We start from the raw sequence: 14,818 nt of genomic DNA on the forward strand, positions 1-14,818 counted from the left end.
TGAACGCTGGGCGTGCCCACCATTCGCCCGCATCCGGGAGCGCGGGCTCGGATTAATGCAACTCGGCCAGCAACGCCTGTGCCTCGGCGAGGTTCTTTTCGGAACCGGCGGCGAGATCGTCCATCTTCTTGTCACGGAAGATGACGAGCGCGTCCTGGCATGCGGCGATCGCTTCCTGTGCCATCGCCTTGTCCTTGTGGGCGGCGCCCAGATCGACCAGCACGTCGCACAGGCTGTCCTGCGTGAAGGCGACAGCCGGCACCGAATTGATCTTCTTTTGCACCACGATCGCCTCGCGCAGGACCAACACCGCCTCCTCGAAATGCGCGACATTGTTTTCGGCGCGGCCGGCCATGGTCAAGGCATAGCCCATCTCGTTGCGCGCATTGGCCCAACGTTCGGGATCGCGGTCGCGACCGAGCTGCTCGGCAAGCGCCCGGTTGACGACAATCGCCTCCTCGTACAATTCAGCCGAAGGCTCGCGGGCCGCGATCATGCTCAGCGTCTGCGCGAGACTGGTCTGGTTGGTGATCCAGAGATCGGGATCGCGGGCGATCGTTCGCACCGTGGCGAGGTCGCGGTAGATCTGAGCGGCTCGTTTCAGCTTGCCGACATCGTTCGCCCAGTAACCAAGACTCGACAGCCCGCCGGCGAGATTGTTCTGATTGTTCTCCCAGACAGCCAGCGCATTCTCGCGCGTTACCACGCTGAGCGCTGCGTCATAGGCGGCAATCGCGCGGGTGAGCAACTCGACGTCCTTGCCGTCCGCGGCCATCAGCAAGGCATTGCCGATATCGCCCTTGGTGCGCGCCCATTGCATGCGGTCGGGAAAACCGTCGTAGATCCGCGCTGCCGTCTCGAAGCTCTCCACGGCCTTGGCGTAGAACGTGGCGTCGCCACCAATCCGGCCCTGGCTGTAGCGGGCAAAGCCGAGGTCGTAGTTGATATTGGCCCACTCCTCCGGGTCGGCGTCCTTGGAGTAGGCGGGGAGCGCGGCTTCCAGCATGTCGGCTGCTTGCGCCAGCAAGTCCAGGTTGGATGTATTGTCGCCCAGGATCGACAGGGTCTGGCCGAGCACGCGCCGCGTCTGGCCGATCTCCGTGACATCACCGCCTTTCGTCTGCCCGTCGAGCGCCGCCCGCAGCGCGTCGACCGATTGCTGCAGCAGTTGATCGTCAGAGGCCAGCTTGCCTGACATCATCAACGCGCAGCCGAGGCGGAATTCCGTCTTGGCCCAATTGACTGGGTCCTTGTCGCGGGTGCGAACCCTGAGCACCTGACCGTAGACATCGATCGCCTGCCGCAGGATCGAGATGTCCCCCGCGCGTTCGCCCCAGTTCGATAGCGTGCCTGCAAGGCTGTAACCAATCGAAGCGAACTCGCCCGGCGCGGCGGTTGCGGTATAGACCTCCCATGCCTGACGATACGCGGTCACCGCCTGCATGTAGTAATCGGTTCCCGTATCGAGATCGCCGAGCGTGTCGTTGACCGATCCCAGATTCTGCTGCAGCGAAGCCCAGTCAAGCGGCAGTTTCTCACGCGGATATTCGGACAGAGCGGCCTGGTACGCGGTGGCTGCCTGCATCAGCAGTTCCTTGTTCTTCTGCTTGGCGCCGAGGCGCTGCAAGGCGTTGCCGAGCGTCAGCTGGCCGTTGGCCCAGCTCGCCGCGGCGTGCTCGCGCGTCCAAACCGTAAGCGATGCCAGGGCGGCGTCGCGCGCCTGCTCAAGCGTGGCGACATCGCCGTTAATGGTTCCGATCGATTCCAGCGCCGTGCTCAGATTATTCTGGATTGTCGCCCATTGCGCCGGCGCGCGTTCCCTGGTCATTTCGCCGGTCGCCGCCTGATAGGCAGCAACCGCCTGCTGCATGGTCGCGATATCCTTTTCGCGCTCACCAAGGCGATAGAGCGCTGCCCCCAGATTGACCTGGCTCAGCGCCCAGTCGAGCGGTACGCGCTCCCTGCTGTATTCCGTCAATGCCGCACGATGCGCCTCGATCGCCGCGCGGAAACTGTCCGATGTGGTCTGGCGGTCGCCGATTTCGGACAGCACGATGCCGAGATTGTTCTGCGTCGCCGCCCATTCCAGCGGCAGTTTCTTCAACGACTGCACCTCGAGCGCCGAGCGGAAGGCCGCGACAGCCCGCTCCAGAAGCGCCGTCCCGTTCTCGCGCTGGCCGAGCCGCCAGTAGACCGTGCCCAGATTGCCATAGGTCGATGCCCAGTCGTCGGGGTAGGCGTCATGCGTATAGACGGTCAGCGCCTGCTCATAGGCGGCAGCTGCCTTGTCGAGGTTTTCGCGGCCGGCTTCCCGTTCGCCCAACGTAGCAAGCGTGGCGCCCATATTGTTCTGGGTGGCCGCCCAAAGCAGCGGCAACTTTTCGCGGGTGACATAGGTCAATGCCTGTTCATAGGCTGTCAGGGCCTGGGCGAGATACGCATTGTCGCCGGAGAAGTCCCCTTGTTCCGACAGAGCGTTGGCCTCTGCCGCCTTGTAGTAGAACGCGTCTTCGTCGCTCCATTTGGCAGCCTGCTCGAAGGCCTTGGCGTAATCTTGCGCCGCCTCCTTGAAGTTGAAGGAGATTTCATAAGTCCTGGCACTGCTGGCGAAGACCTTTGCGAATTCCAGCCGCTTTGCCTTCAGCTCGGCCTCGGCCTGGTCGACCGTAGACGAAAGTTCGCCGATGCGGGCCTTGGCCTGTTCGTTGAATTTCTGCGCCGCTTCAAGCGCGCCTTCCTGAACCGCCTGTTCGGCGAGTTTCGATAGCCTGGCAATTTCGGGGTCCGGGTTTTTCAAAGTCTCGCGTTCAGCCAACACGTGTTTCAGCCGTTCGGTCTGGCCACGCAGCAGCTTGTCGAGCTCAGCCGGATCCTTGGGTATGTCGACCCCGAGCGCCTTCAGCATGGCGTAGAGCCCATCCATCGGCACCTTGCCGTCACGCGATATGGTTTCGATCTGGCGGCGCTCCGGATCGGGTAGCGTCGAGATGGTCAGCAGGAGCTGGCGTCGCTCCCTGAGGATTTCGCCCTCATCACCTTTCGGCGCCTCGGCGGGGGTGCCGAAATAGAGCAGCCGGCGCAGGCTCTCATTGACCCAGGGCCGCTGCTGGCCGTTGGTCTTGAGATAGACCTCCTCGCCGATCATGCGCAGAACGGTGCCGAATTCCTCGCCGCCCACCGTGTCGATGTGGCGCAGGATCGCTGCCGCATAGGGGCTGTTGCCATCGGCCGGACCGTCCAGCGCAACCTTGCCGGGCTCGGCGGCAAAGGCGATGACCTGGCCGAGGCTGTCGTCGACCGAGCCCTTGGCCTCGGCGCCGCCTTTCAGGGAAACCACGCCGCGCGTTTCGCCGAGACCGCCGGCGCCGATCGGCTTGCCTTCGTCGCCCTGCGCCAGCTTCAAGAGCGTGCCCGGCGGGAACGGATCGTTGCGGCAGGCGTCCAGCAGAACGATGGTGACCGGCACCTTGGCCTTCAGTTCGGCGACGATGGACGACAGCGGCACCAACTTTTCGCCGGCATTGTCGAGTGCCGAAATATCGGCATCGACAGGGACCAGATAATTCTCGCCGCCGGCTTCGATGCCGTGGCCGGAATAGTAGATGATGGCGACATCGGCGCCCTCGGCATCGTCGACGAAGCCTTCGAGATCGCGCCGCAATTTGCGTGCGTCGCGATTGGTGGCGACATTTGTCTCGAAGCCGAGCTTGTCGAACATCTCCTCGATGGCGCGGGCGTCGTTTTCCGGATTGGGCAGTTTGCCGACATGCTGGTAGTCGGACTGACCGATGATGAGCGCGACGCCTTTCAGCGCCTTCGGCTCTTCAGCCAAAGCGGGGCCAAACGCGCATAGGCACACCAGTGCCGCGGCAAGTGCCGCGCACATGCGCCCTGTCGCACCTGCCGTTCGCCCAAAGAGCATTCTCTACCCCAAATCCCGACGCTATCTTCCGCAAGCGAGATGGCATCATGATGGCCGGCCGGTGGCAAGTCCTTGGGCGAGCTGTGTTCTTGTCATGGATATGCGTACGAGGCGGCTGGCTTTCAGCGTGCGAGCGGTAGTGTTCAGCATGCCGGATACGGCCAGTCCGGCCTGTTCATGAGTTGACAGGTCCGGACTTGTTGAGCAGTCGTCCGGCCCCGTAGAGCCTCTTTCTCTCAATGTTTCCGGGCGAGGGGGCCACGGTTGGATGCGCGGGATTGGCACTTTTACGTCAGCCGGCTTTTTTGGTCCGCAACGAGACCCCGACTTCGCGACTGCATCTTTTTAAAATCAAAGGGAATGAACTGGTGCTGCGAGAGAGGATTGAACTCTCGACCTCTCCCTTACCAAGGGAGTGCTCTACCACTGAGCTACCGCAGCCGCTGATGGCGGGGCTTCTGCCATATAGAACCGGCAAGCGCAAGGCGTCTGTGAAAGGCTTTGCCAGACAAGTTTCGCTGACATGGCGGCGCCACAATGCTAGCTATCCCTTGAACGGCAGGCCCTGCCAGTCGCGGGCGGGACGGAACGATGGACGACAAGACAAATCCACCGAAAAAGGCTGATCCGGCAAAAAAGGACGGGACTAGCCGCAAGGACCGTCTGGCCGAGCAGTTGCGCGCCAATCTCATGAAGCGCAAGACGCAAGCGCGTTCGCGGCGCACCGGTGACGCTGACCAGCGCCCGGAAGGCCTGGCGGCTGCTGAAAAAATGCACAAGGACTGACCGATATCGGCCACACTGGCCGGCCAACTTGGCCAACGGGCTCAGGAATCTTGAACCAAGCCGGCCAATGGTCTAGACGGGCCGATACGCAAACTGACGAAAACCGGCCTTTCGGGCCGAGGGGACATTCTCTCATGGATCGCATCAGAATTGTCGGCGGCAACAAGCTCGCCGGAAGCATTCCGATTTCGGGCGCGAAAAACGCCGCTTTGCCGCTGATGATCGCCTCGCTGCTCACCGACGACACGCTGACGCTGGAAAACGTGCCGCATCTGGCCGATGTAGAGCAGCTGATCCGCATTCTCGGCAATCACGGCGTCGACTATTCGGTCAACGGCCGCCGCGAGAAGCAGAATGAGGGCTATTCGCGCACCATCAATTTCTCGGCCCGCAACATCGTCGACACGACCGCGCCTTACGAGCTGGTGTCGAAGATGCGGGCATCGTTCTGGGTGATCGGCCCGCTGCTGGCCCGCATGGGCGAGGCGAAAGTGTCGCTTCCCGGCGGTTGCGCCATCGGCACGCGGCCGGTCGACCTGTTCCTTGAAGGCCTGCAGGCGCTGGGCGCCGACATCGATGTCGACACTGGTTATGTGCTGGCCAAGACCAGGAACGGCCGCCTCGTCGGCAATCGCTATGTGTTCCCGAAAGTCTCCGTCGGCGCCACCCATGTGCTGATGATGGCGGCGGCGCTCGCCAAGGGCGAGACGGTGCTGGAAAACGCCGCCTGCGAGCCCGAAATCGTCAACCTCGCCGAATGCCTCAACGCCATGGGCGCAAAAATTTCCGGCGCCGGCACTCCAACCATCACCATCGATGGCGTCGAATCGCTGTCGGGCGCGCGCGTGCGCGTCATCCCCGACCGCATCGAGACCGGGACCTATGCCATGGCTGTGGCCATGACCGGCGGCGATGTCGTGCTCGAAGGCGCCCGCCCCGAGCTGCTGCAGACCGCGTTGGATGTGATTGCCCAGACCGGTACCGAGATCACGCCGACCAACTCCGGCATTCGCGTTAAGCGCAACGGCGCCGGCATTTCGCCGGTCGACGTCACGACGGCGCCCTTTCCGGCCTTCCCGACCGATCTGCAGGCGCAGTTCATGGGCCTGATGACCATGGCCAAGGGCAAGTCGCGCATCACCGAGACCATCTTTGAAAACCGCTTCATGCATGTGCAGGAACTGGCCCGGCTCGGCGCCCACATCACGCTGTCCGGCCAAACGGCGATCGTCGACGGCGTCGCCAAGCTGAAGGGCGCACCCGTGATGGCGACCGATCTGCGCGCCTCGGTGTCGCTGGTCATCGCCGGTCTGGCGGCCGAAGGCGAAACGACGGTCAACCGCGTCTACCACCTCGACCGCGGTTTTGAGCGGCTGGAAGAAAAGCTCTCCAATTGCGGCGCGGTGATCGAGCGGATTTCGGCTTGACCGCACGGCAGTTGCTTCAGACAGACAGGCGTCTGGTGCTGCCTCCATTCACCGCCAACACTTCAAACCCGAGGCGCTAGCCTCGGGTTGAATTTGTGTCGCGGTTGCACCGACCGGAAAGACCGCCTAACAGAAGGCTGAAACCAACTTTCAGGTGTGCATTCGGCATGGCAGCCCTCAAACTCATTGCGCTCGACGATCAGGATCTGAGCATCGTCTCGGCTCACGTCCAGGACGCCGTGATGAAGGTCTCGGATCTCGAATACCTGCCTTCGGCCAAGCGTTTCATATTGACCATGAACCGCTTCGTCTGGGAGGCGAAGTCCGGGCTGTTCAGCCAGCACAATGAGCGGCGCCAGGCGGTGTTGCATTTCGACCGCGTGCTCGGTGCCAAGACCAGCGGCATTGCCCGCGATCGGCCGGCCGAGGTGCTGTCGCTTCTGGCAATCAGCTTTATCGAAATCAGCAAGCCGGCCGGCATCGTCGAATTGGTCTTTTCCGGCGGCGGCGCGATCATGCTCGACGTCGAATGCATCGAGGCGCGGCTTGCCGACATAGGCGGCGCCTGGGAAGCGACCTCGCGTCCGGTGCACAGGGTGTAGAGCATGATCCCAAAAAGTGGGTGCCGGTTTTTGTTGGACAAAACGGGAATCGTTTGTCCAGAGATCATGCTCCAACAAAGGGTCAGATCGTGATGAGATTTCAACCAAGTCTCATCACGATCTAGACGCAGCCGATGGCCATTACGCTTATCCAGTCCGATGCCGGTTTCGAGCAGCGTTTCGCCGCCTTCCTGACCACCAAGCGGGAGGTATCGGAGGACGTCGACACTGCCGTGCGCGCCATCATTGCGCGGGTTCGTGCCGAGGGCGACGCTGCCCTGGTCGACTACACGCTGAAATTCGACAAGGCCGACCTCAATAGCCTCGGCATCGCCGTGTCGAAGGACGCCATCGCGCAGGCCTACAAAGACGCCGATCCGCAGACGGTCGAGGCGCTGAAATTTGCCCGTGACCGCATCCGATCCCATCACGGGCGACAAATGCCCAAGGACGATCGCTATACCGATGCCGTCGGGGTCGAGTTGGGTTCGCGCTGGACGGCGATCGAGGCGGTCGGGCTCTATGTGCCGGGCGGCACGGCAAGCTATCCAAGCTCGGTGCTGATGAACGCCGTGCCGGCCAGGGTGGCGGGCGTCGAGCGCATCGTCATCGTCGTGCCGGCGCCGGGCGGCATCATCAATCCGCTGGTGCTGGTGGCCGCCGATCTAGCAGGCGTTTCAGAGATTTACCGCGTCGGCGGCGCGCAGGCGATTGCCGCCCTTGCCTATGGCACCGAAACGATCCGGCCGGTCGCCAAGATCGTCGGGCCCGGCAATGCCTATGTCGCCGCCGCCAAGCGCCAGGTGTTCGGCACGGTCGGCATCGACATGATCGCCGGACCGTCTGAAGTGCTGGTCGTGGCCGACGGCAGCAACGATCCCGACTGGATTGCCGCTGATCTTCTCGCTCAGGCCGAGCATGACGTGTCGGCGCAGTCGATCCTCATCACCGACGATCCGGCCTTCGGCAAGGCCGTCGAACAGGCGGTCGAGCGGCAGCTGCAGAGCCTGTCGCGCGCCGAGACGGCGGCTGCCAGCTGGCGCGATTTCGGTGCGGTGATCCTGGTGGAGACCATCGAGGCCGCGCTGCCGCTGGTCGACCGCATCGCCGCGGAACATGTGGAACTCGCCATCGACGATGCCGAGGGCTTCCTGGCCAGGATGCGCAATGCGGGTGCTGTGTTTCTGGGACGCCATACGCCCGAAGTCATCGGCGACTATGTCGGCGGCTCCAACCACGTGCTGCCGACGGCGCGTTCGGCGCGCTTCTCTTCGGGCCTGTCGGTGCTCGATTTCGTCAAGCGCACCTCGATCCTGAAGCTCGGGCCGGAGCAGCTGAGAGCACTTGCGCCGGCGGCGATTGCGCTGGCCAAGGCGGAAGGCCTCGACGCGCATGGCCGCTCCGTCGCCATCCGGCTGAACATGTAGGCGGCGATGGCGGACGGCGATCAAACCCGCGCAAGGCTGATCGATGTCGAGCTCGACGAGTCGATCGGCCGTTCGACGCCCGATGTCGAACATGAGCGCGCGGTGGCGATCTTCGACCTGATCGAAGAAAACAGCTTTCAGCCGGTCAATGATGACGGCGCCGGGCCTTATCGGCTGAAGCTCTCGCTGGCCGAATCCCGGCTGGTGTTTGCGGTCGCCCGCGAGGATGGTGCTGATGTCGTCACCCATATCCTGTCGCTGACGCCGCTCAGGCGCATCGTCAAGGACTACTACCTGATCTGCGAAAGCTATTACGACGCCATCCGCTCTTCGACACCGAGCCATATCGAGGCGATCGACATGGGCCGGCGCGGCCTGCACAATGAAGGCTCGCAGACGTTGATGGACCGGCTGGCCGGCAAGATCGACATCGACTTCGACACGGCGCGGCGGCTGTTCACGCTGGTCTGCGTGCTGCACTGGCGGGGTTAGACCTGACTGGGGCGCCCCGCTCGATCCTGTTCTTGTGCGGCATGAACGCCGTGCGCTCACCGATGGCCGAGCAGCTGGCGCGGCGCATGCTGCCGCCGGCCACTTTCGTCGCCTCTGCCGGCGTGCACAGGGGCGAGCGCGATCCGTTCGTCGACGCGGTGCTGGCCGAAGAGGGCCTGACGCTGGGCGAGCGCCAGCCGCGCTCGATGGACGATCTCGAGGACGATTATTTCGACCTGATCGTCACCCTGGCGCCGGAAGCCCACCACGCCGCGCTCGAACTCACCCGCTCGCTTGCCGTCGACGTCGAATACTGGCCGATGCCGGATCCGACCGATGTCGGCGGCAGGCGCGAGCAGATCATGGCCAGCTATCGCGACGTGAGAGAACGGCTGAAAGCGCGCATCAGCCGACGTTTTCTGCTTCCGGAGGTAAAAAACGCGGCGGATTGATGCATGTCGCTCAAAAGCGGTCCCGGTTTTGAGACAACGACATGCATAAAACGAAACCTTGGAGCGCGTCGCATATGACGCGATCTAAGCGTGTTCACAAGCGCACGATTATCATATAGGTTCCGCCGAAATTCCGGCCTGGGCGCTCCAGGGCGCCGGAACTGCAATCCAAGCAAAGGTATCGAATGCCGAAGGAAGAAGTCCTCGAGTTTCCGGGTGTCGTGACGGAATTGTTGCCCAACGCGATGTTCCGGGTGAAGCTCGAAAACGAACACGAGATCATCGCCCATACGGCTGGCCGCATGCGCAAGAACCGCATCCGTGTGCTGACCGGCGACAAGGTCCTGGTCGAGATGACGCCCTATGACCTGACCAAGGGCCGCATCACCTACCGTTTCAAGTAACAGTCCGGCGCGAACCGCGATGAGCATCCTGCAGAAGCTCGTGCTTGCCTCTGGTTCGCCGCGCCGGATCGAACTGTTGCAACAGGCCGGCATCGAGCCGGACCGCGTGCTGCCAGCCGATGTCGACGAAACGCCGCTGCGCGCCGAACATCCGCGCTCGCTGGCCAAGCGGCTGTCGAAGGAAAAGGCCGAGAAGGCGCTGGCCTCGCTGAAAAGCGAGGAAGACTATGCGCCAAGTTTCGTGCTGGCCGCCGATACGGTGGTCGCGGTCGGACGCCGCATCCTGCCCAAGGCCGAGACGCTGGACGACGCCGCCAATTGCCTTGGACTGCTTTCGGGCCGTTCGCACCGGGTCTATTCCGGCATCTGCCTGATTACGCCGGGCGGCAAGCTGCGCCAAAGGCTGGTTGAATCCAGGGTACGCTTCAAGCGGCTTCCACGCGAGGAGATCGACGCCTATGTCGCCTCCGGCGAATGGCGCGGCAAGGCCGGCGGCTATGCCGTCCAGGGTCTCGCCGGTTCGTTCGTCGTCAAGCTGGTCGGCTCCTACACCAACATTGTCGGCCTGCCGCTCTACGAGACGGTGGCGCTGCTTTCGGGCGAAGGCTTCAAGGTCCACACCAGCTGGCATACCGCGCGGCCATGAGCCTGGACGATAAGGTCACACCACTGCGCCCGAAGCGCCCCTGCCCCGAATGCGGCAAGCCGTCGGCGCGCGAGACCTATCCGTTCTGCTCTAAGCGCTGCAAGGACATCGACCTCAACCGCTGGCTGAAGGGCGCCTATGTCATCACCGCGCGGGATGACGAGGACGAGAGCGACGAGCCGAAGTAGGGTTTGGGCGGTGCCGGCCGCGCAATTCCACTTCGCCGACCTTACGCAATTGCTGCTTTGCCGGCGTCGGTATTGTCTGCGACAATTGCCCCGGAAAATCAGCGCTTAGGCGCTGGACAGGCCGGATTCCCGTGCTATAACCCACGCGCTTTCAAGGGGTGCCCCACGGCGCTTTCCTGAAATCCGGTCAGGCGATGTCTCGTTTGCCGGCGAGGCCCAGATAGCTCAGTTGGTAGAGCAGCGGACTGAAAATCCGCGTGTCGGTGGTTCGAATCCGCCTCTGGGCACCATCCCCCCTTCCCCCGGCACTCCCTTTCACCGAACCTTCTACGCTGCAGCTTCTGCAACCGCTTGGAATTGTTGGTCTTTTGCAGTCGCATTTGCGCGGTTAAGCGGGACACGGAGCGCTTCAGGAGCATTTGGTCCAACGAGGCGGGGGGATGGTATTTCCGTTGGTATTCGACATCCTGATGGTATCGAAACAGCCAAGGGAGACCTGACGAATGCCCCTCTCCGACGTGAAATGTCGAAATGCCCGCCCTGCTTCCAAGCTCGTGAAATTATCTGATGGGGGCGGGCTTCAGCTATGGGTACAGCCCACGGGCTCTCGCCTCTGGCGGCTCGCCTACCGCTTTGACGGCAAGCAGAAACTGCTCGCGCTGGGCAGCTATCCCCTTATCTCTCTCGCCGAGGCACGGGAGGCGCGCGATGACGCTAAAAGGCTTCTGCTAGCTGGCGTCGACCCTGGAAAGGAACGCAGCTTGCGGAAGGCCGATTCGGCAAAGGACTCCTTTCGCTCAATAGCGGACGAATATGTTGACAAACTAAAGAAGGAGGGACGTGCCGACCGGACGATCAGCAAGGTCAAATGGCTGCTCGACTTTGCCTATCCGATAATCGGCGACAAGTGCATTCGGGAGATCGACCCGGCCACCATCCTTACCGCCCTCCGCCGCGTGGAGGTTCGCGGTCGATACGAGTCGGCCAGGCGACTGCGCTCCACGATCGGCAGCGTGTTTCGATACGCAATCGCGACCGCACGCGCCGAGACAGATCCGACCTTCGCCCTCAGAGGCGCACTCATCAGTCCGACGGTAACGTCTCGCGCCGCGATTACCGATCCGAAGGCCTTGGGCGGTTTGCTGAGGGCGATCGATGCATTTGACGGACAGCCTACAACCCGGGTCGGTCTGATGCTGATGGCGCTGCTGTTTCCCCGCCCCGGGGAGCTTCGCGTAGCTGAATGGGAAGAGTTCGATTTTGAAAGCTCGGTGTGGACCATCCCTGAAGCACGCATGAAAATGCGACGGCCGCACCGCATACCCCTATCAAAGCAGGCGATCAGCGTCCTGACTTCACTCAGGGAAATTTCTGGTGGTGGATCGCTGCTGTTTCCTAGTGTTCGATCGGCTTCACGTCCGATTTCCGACAATACGCTAAACGCCGCACTACGTCGTATGGGTTACGGCAAGGAAGAAGCTACCGCGCACGGCTTTCGAGCAACGGCATCAACTTTGCTGAACGAATGCGGCGAGTGGCATCCGGACGCGATAGAGCGGCAGCTGGCCCACATTGAGAACAACGACGTTCGGCGCGCCTATGCCCGGGCAGAGCACTGGGAGGAGCGCATCAACATGATGCAGTGGTGGGCCGATTATCTGGATGAACTCAAGAGCAAAAACCCGCGGGTGAACTCAACCGAGGGACGCCGCAACCCTGCTGTCCATACAATAACGCGACCATCCACTTTGAACCAAACAGCGGCCGTTCATCAAAGGCCGATACAAATCTCCAACCGCCGGAAATCATACTGACCGTCGAAAAACGCCGAAACTCGTCGCCAAGTCGTAGGCCCGGAGGGGTCAACTTTCTTTCCAGGACACTATTAAGGTTAGCGGATGATGACGGTTGGTTTGGGGCCGGAAGCGGGCCGTCAGCTTTCGGGGCAATCGCGTCGGCAAGCCGCCGTTCCACTGCCGACCCTTTTCAGACGTTCGTGAGCTAAGCAGAACGAGCCGGAGACTGAGGTTCTCGTTCCAGCGACGCTATGCGAACGGATCCACGTTCCCTGGAAAGCTTGCGAAGCCTTCCATCCAACTGGAAGGCAAATGGGTTTGCCCCAGGATCATCGACCCACTTAGGATCCGCGATCTGATCAAATTGTCCAGGGAGCTCGGTATGGTCCACCGGCTCCGCTTTGGCCAACATATCGGCGACAAACACTTCCAGTTGGACGCGAAGGCGGCGTACAAGAGCTTCCACGAATGTGCTGCGGGCAGCCCGGCTTGATGCGCTTGATGTCGATGTCCAGGCGCAGCCACCAGACCGACAGCCTACTGAGGTTGAACAGCGCGTTGGGGCTTGCGAAGGGAACGCCATTGTCGGTGCGGATCGCGCTGGGCAGGCCGAATTCTTTGAGAAGGCTTTCGAACACTGTGAAGGCATAGGCTTCCTTGGTGGTCGACAGCGCCTCGCTGGCGATGAGATAGCGGCTGGCGAAGTCGGTGATCGTCAGCGGATAGCAATAGCGCCGGTCGGCGAGCATGAACTCGCCCTTGTAGTCGGCGCAACACAGCGCGTTGGGGCGACAGCCGCTTGAAAGCGCTGTCCCGGTCGCCCTGTTGCGCCGCCGCTTGCGGTGCTCGACCATGCCGTGCCGATCCAGAACCGCATGCACCGTCGAGATCGCGGGCCTGTGCACATCGGGGTACAGCCGCGCCAGCCGCTCGCGTATCTTCGGCGCAACCCATGTCGGCTTGTCTTGCTTGAGGCGCACAATCAGCTTCTCGATTTGAAACGAAAGCTGATTGGCCTGGCGATAGGGCCGGCGCGATCGATCCGTCAGCCCCTCCAGGCCACTATCGTTGTAGCGCGCGAGGATCTTGTAACCGGTCTTGCGCGAGATATCGAACTCCCGGCAAAGCACCGCCATCTTCTCGCCGTCCAGCAGCCGGGCGACGAACTTCAGCCGCTCTTCCATGACGTTACACTCCTTCCAAGGCACCTTGTCTCCTTGCAAAGGGCCAAAAGTGTAACCCATGTCTCCGGAATGAACTGTCACCCATCTCTCGGGAAGGCACAATAAAATCAATATATTACAACGGAGATAGATTGCATGCGCCATTCCCAAGGTGGCGAGGATTGCAACCATATTGCCACCATTCGGGGACGACTGTAGCGTCCATCCTCGGACAAACGGCGATAGGCCTTCGTCCTAAGATGCCAACAGGTGATCCGCTTTTGGCGGTCGGTGGCGGTTTTGGACGCCGCGCCCTTTGCTGTCTCCCTAAGAAGGACTACTCCTATTCATTCTGGTCCCTTTGATTGGGAGTGTTGATGATAGGGGTGTGGTACCGACTATGGCGGTGGCTTCTGGATTTGGTCGGGGTTCAGCCTTCGAACGGCATTGAGACGCAGATGAAGATCGCTTGCTTGGGTTGGGGGTCGTTGGTTTGGGACCCAAGAAACTTGCCATTGTCTGGCGAGTGGGAAAAGGACGGCCCGATACTACCAATTGAGTTTGCGCGTGAATCAGGCCGAAAGCGCATAACTCTCGTGATCGCCAACGTTCCGGAGACGGTGACATCCTTGTGGGCGCTGATGAAGGTCGATAGTCAGGCCGCCGCAATAGATGCTCTGGCCACGCGCGAGGACATAAAAGAAGAGAACATTCAGTATTCAATTGGTTGGTGGCGGAAAGCAGATGGAGCGTCAAATGGGCGAGGTGCACAAACCATTGCGGCATGGGCCCTGGCCCACAACCTTGATGCAGTGGTGTGGACGAACCTGAAACCCGGACTGAAAGGTAGTCCCAACGTCGTGCCGCAATACACTGCTGTGCTCAGGCACTTCAGAGACCTGATTGAAAGTGGTGATCACGCTGACGCCGAAGCATATGTACGCAAGACACCTTCACAGGTTATGACGCCGTACCGGCGCCGGCTGCAGGACGATCTTCGCTGGACACCCATTCCAACATAAACTCTTAGATGGGACATCCAAATGTATCAACGTCGCGCGATGCACCCATTAAGCAGATCCCTGAAGCCGCTCGCACGGGAAACAATAGAGACATTGTGGACGATTTTCGTCGCGATCGGTGAGCATTGGTCCCTTGAGGACCAGCCCACCGGCTATCGACTTCGTTTTGAAACGTTCCTTGAGAACAGGACAAACTTGAATCCCGTGTATGAGGGTTACTACGTCGACGGTGCGGCATATTTTGAAAGCTTGACCGCAGACATTGGACCGGCGGCAGCTCTCGAACGCCTCTTTGCCCAGAAGCCGCGAGTGGTCCAATCGGGGATCCCAGCCACGCGACTTGAGGCGGTACAGCGGTTCGTGGTGAATGAATTCATCTCTCTCCGACTGGCTCTCGGAGGATTCAAGTCCTTCGGCGCGATCAATTATCGGGGCTATTTTGGCGGCGCGAATATCGATGGGGAGCCAACCCCATATCGGGAGCGATAAAC

The 14,818-nt window shown here is 61.5% G+C and carries 13 protein-coding genes, 2 tRNA genes and 1 pseudogene; 13 read left to right on the top strand and 3 right to left on the bottom strand.

Features of this window, described 5'->3' with window-relative positions; all coding sequences use genetic code 11:
* Positions 1–52: 52 nt before the first annotated feature.
* Both X728_RS1000000167955 and X728_RS141180 read right to left on the bottom strand, forming a co-directional pair.
* Positions 53–3,886: a caspase family protein gene (locus X728_RS1000000167955; RefSeq protein WP_023834061.1), complete on the bottom strand. Its 3,834-nt coding sequence runs from the start codon at positions 3,884–3,886 to the stop codon at positions 53–55.
* Positions 3,887–4,288: 402 nt separating this feature from the next.
* Positions 4,289–4,363 (bottom strand) — tRNA-Thr (locus X728_RS141180).
* 150 nt (positions 4,364–4,513) lie between these two features.
* On the opposite strand from X728_RS141180, the gene X728_RS141175 reads away from it, so the two are divergent.
* From X728_RS141175 to X728_RS141125, 11 genes are all read left to right on the top strand, one after another.
* Positions 4,514–4,708, top strand: a complete 195-nt coding sequence (locus X728_RS141175; RefSeq protein WP_023832768.1) for a hypothetical protein — start codon at positions 4,514–4,516, stop codon at positions 4,706–4,708.
* Between the two features lie 134 nt (positions 4,709–4,842).
* Positions 4,843–6,135: a UDP-N-acetylglucosamine 1-carboxyvinyltransferase gene (murA, locus tag X728_RS141170; RefSeq protein ID WP_023727782.1), complete on the top strand. Its 1,293-nt coding sequence runs from the start codon at positions 4,843–4,845 to the stop codon at positions 6,133–6,135.
* A 167-nt stretch (positions 6,136–6,302) separates the two neighbouring features.
* Complete coding sequence (locus X728_RS141165) at positions 6,303–6,737, top strand: DUF2948 family protein (RefSeq protein WP_023692404.1); 435 nt, start codon at positions 6,303–6,305, stop codon at positions 6,735–6,737.
* A gap of 134 nt (positions 6,738–6,871) precedes the next feature.
* The gene (hisD, locus tag X728_RS141160; protein ID WP_023832769.1) at positions 6,872–8,164 is read left to right on the top strand and encodes a histidinol dehydrogenase; all 1,293 of its coding nucleotides are present in this window, start codon (positions 6,872–6,874) and stop codon (positions 8,162–8,164) included.
* Positions 8,165–8,170: 6 nt separating this feature from the next.
* Entirely contained in the window at positions 8,171–8,656 is a 486-nt protein-coding gene (locus X728_RS141155) for a UPF0262 family protein (RefSeq protein ID WP_023669283.1), read from the top strand.
* Positions 8,644–9,108 (top strand): low molecular weight phosphatase family protein, encoded by a 465-nt coding sequence (locus X728_RS141150; RefSeq protein WP_081725519.1) that lies wholly within the window; start codon positions 8,644–8,646, stop codon positions 9,106–9,108. Before X728_RS141155 ends, X728_RS141150 begins: the two co-directional genes overlap by 13 nt.
* A 185-nt stretch (positions 9,109–9,293) precedes the next feature.
* On the top strand, positions 9,294–9,512 hold the full coding sequence (infA, locus tag X728_RS141145) for a translation initiation factor IF-1 (RefSeq protein WP_006200926.1): 219 nt from the start codon (positions 9,294–9,296) through the stop codon (positions 9,510–9,512).
* Positions 9,513–9,531: 19 nt separating this feature from the next.
* On the top strand, positions 9,532–10,158 hold the full coding sequence (locus tag X728_RS141140; protein ID WP_023681911.1) for a Maf-like protein: 627 nt from the start codon (positions 9,532–9,534) through the stop codon (positions 10,156–10,158).
* Complete coding sequence (yacG, locus tag X728_RS141135; protein WP_023669280.1) at positions 10,155–10,346, top strand: DNA gyrase inhibitor YacG; 192 nt, start codon at positions 10,155–10,157, stop codon at positions 10,344–10,346. Before X728_RS141140 ends, yacG begins: the two co-directional genes overlap by 4 nt.
* Positions 10,347–10,560: 214 nt before the next feature.
* Positions 10,561–10,636: transfer RNA gene (locus X728_RS141130), tRNA-Phe, on the top strand.
* A 213-nt stretch (positions 10,637–10,849) separates the two neighbouring features.
* Positions 10,850–12,160 (top strand): integrase arm-type DNA-binding domain-containing protein, encoded by a 1,311-nt coding sequence (locus tag X728_RS141125; RefSeq protein WP_023832770.1) that lies wholly within the window; start codon positions 10,850–10,852, stop codon positions 12,158–12,160.
* A gap of 455 nt (positions 12,161–12,615) precedes the next feature.
* Here the strand turns inward: X728_RS141125 and X728_RS141120 are convergent.
* Positions 12,616–13,326: pseudogene (locus X728_RS141120) on the bottom strand (helix-turn-helix domain-containing protein); the annotation flags it as partial.
* Between the two features lie 575 nt (positions 13,327–13,901).
* Here X728_RS141120 and X728_RS141115 point away from each other — a divergent pair.
* The gene (locus tag X728_RS141115) at positions 13,902–14,327 is read left to right on the top strand and encodes a hypothetical protein (RefSeq protein ID WP_155924030.1); all 426 of its coding nucleotides are present in this window, start codon (positions 13,902–13,904) and stop codon (positions 14,325–14,327) included.
* 21 nt (positions 14,328–14,348) lie between these two features.
* Positions 14,349–14,816, top strand: a complete 468-nt coding sequence (locus X728_RS141110) for a hypothetical protein (RefSeq protein WP_023692415.1) — start codon at positions 14,349–14,351, stop codon at positions 14,814–14,816.
* Positions 14,817–14,818: the final 2 nt, after the last annotated feature.

It is taken from the genome of Mesorhizobium sp. L103C119B0 (assembly GCF_000502235.1).
Classification (GTDB): Bacteria; Pseudomonadota; Alphaproteobacteria; order Rhizobiales; family Rhizobiaceae; genus Mesorhizobium.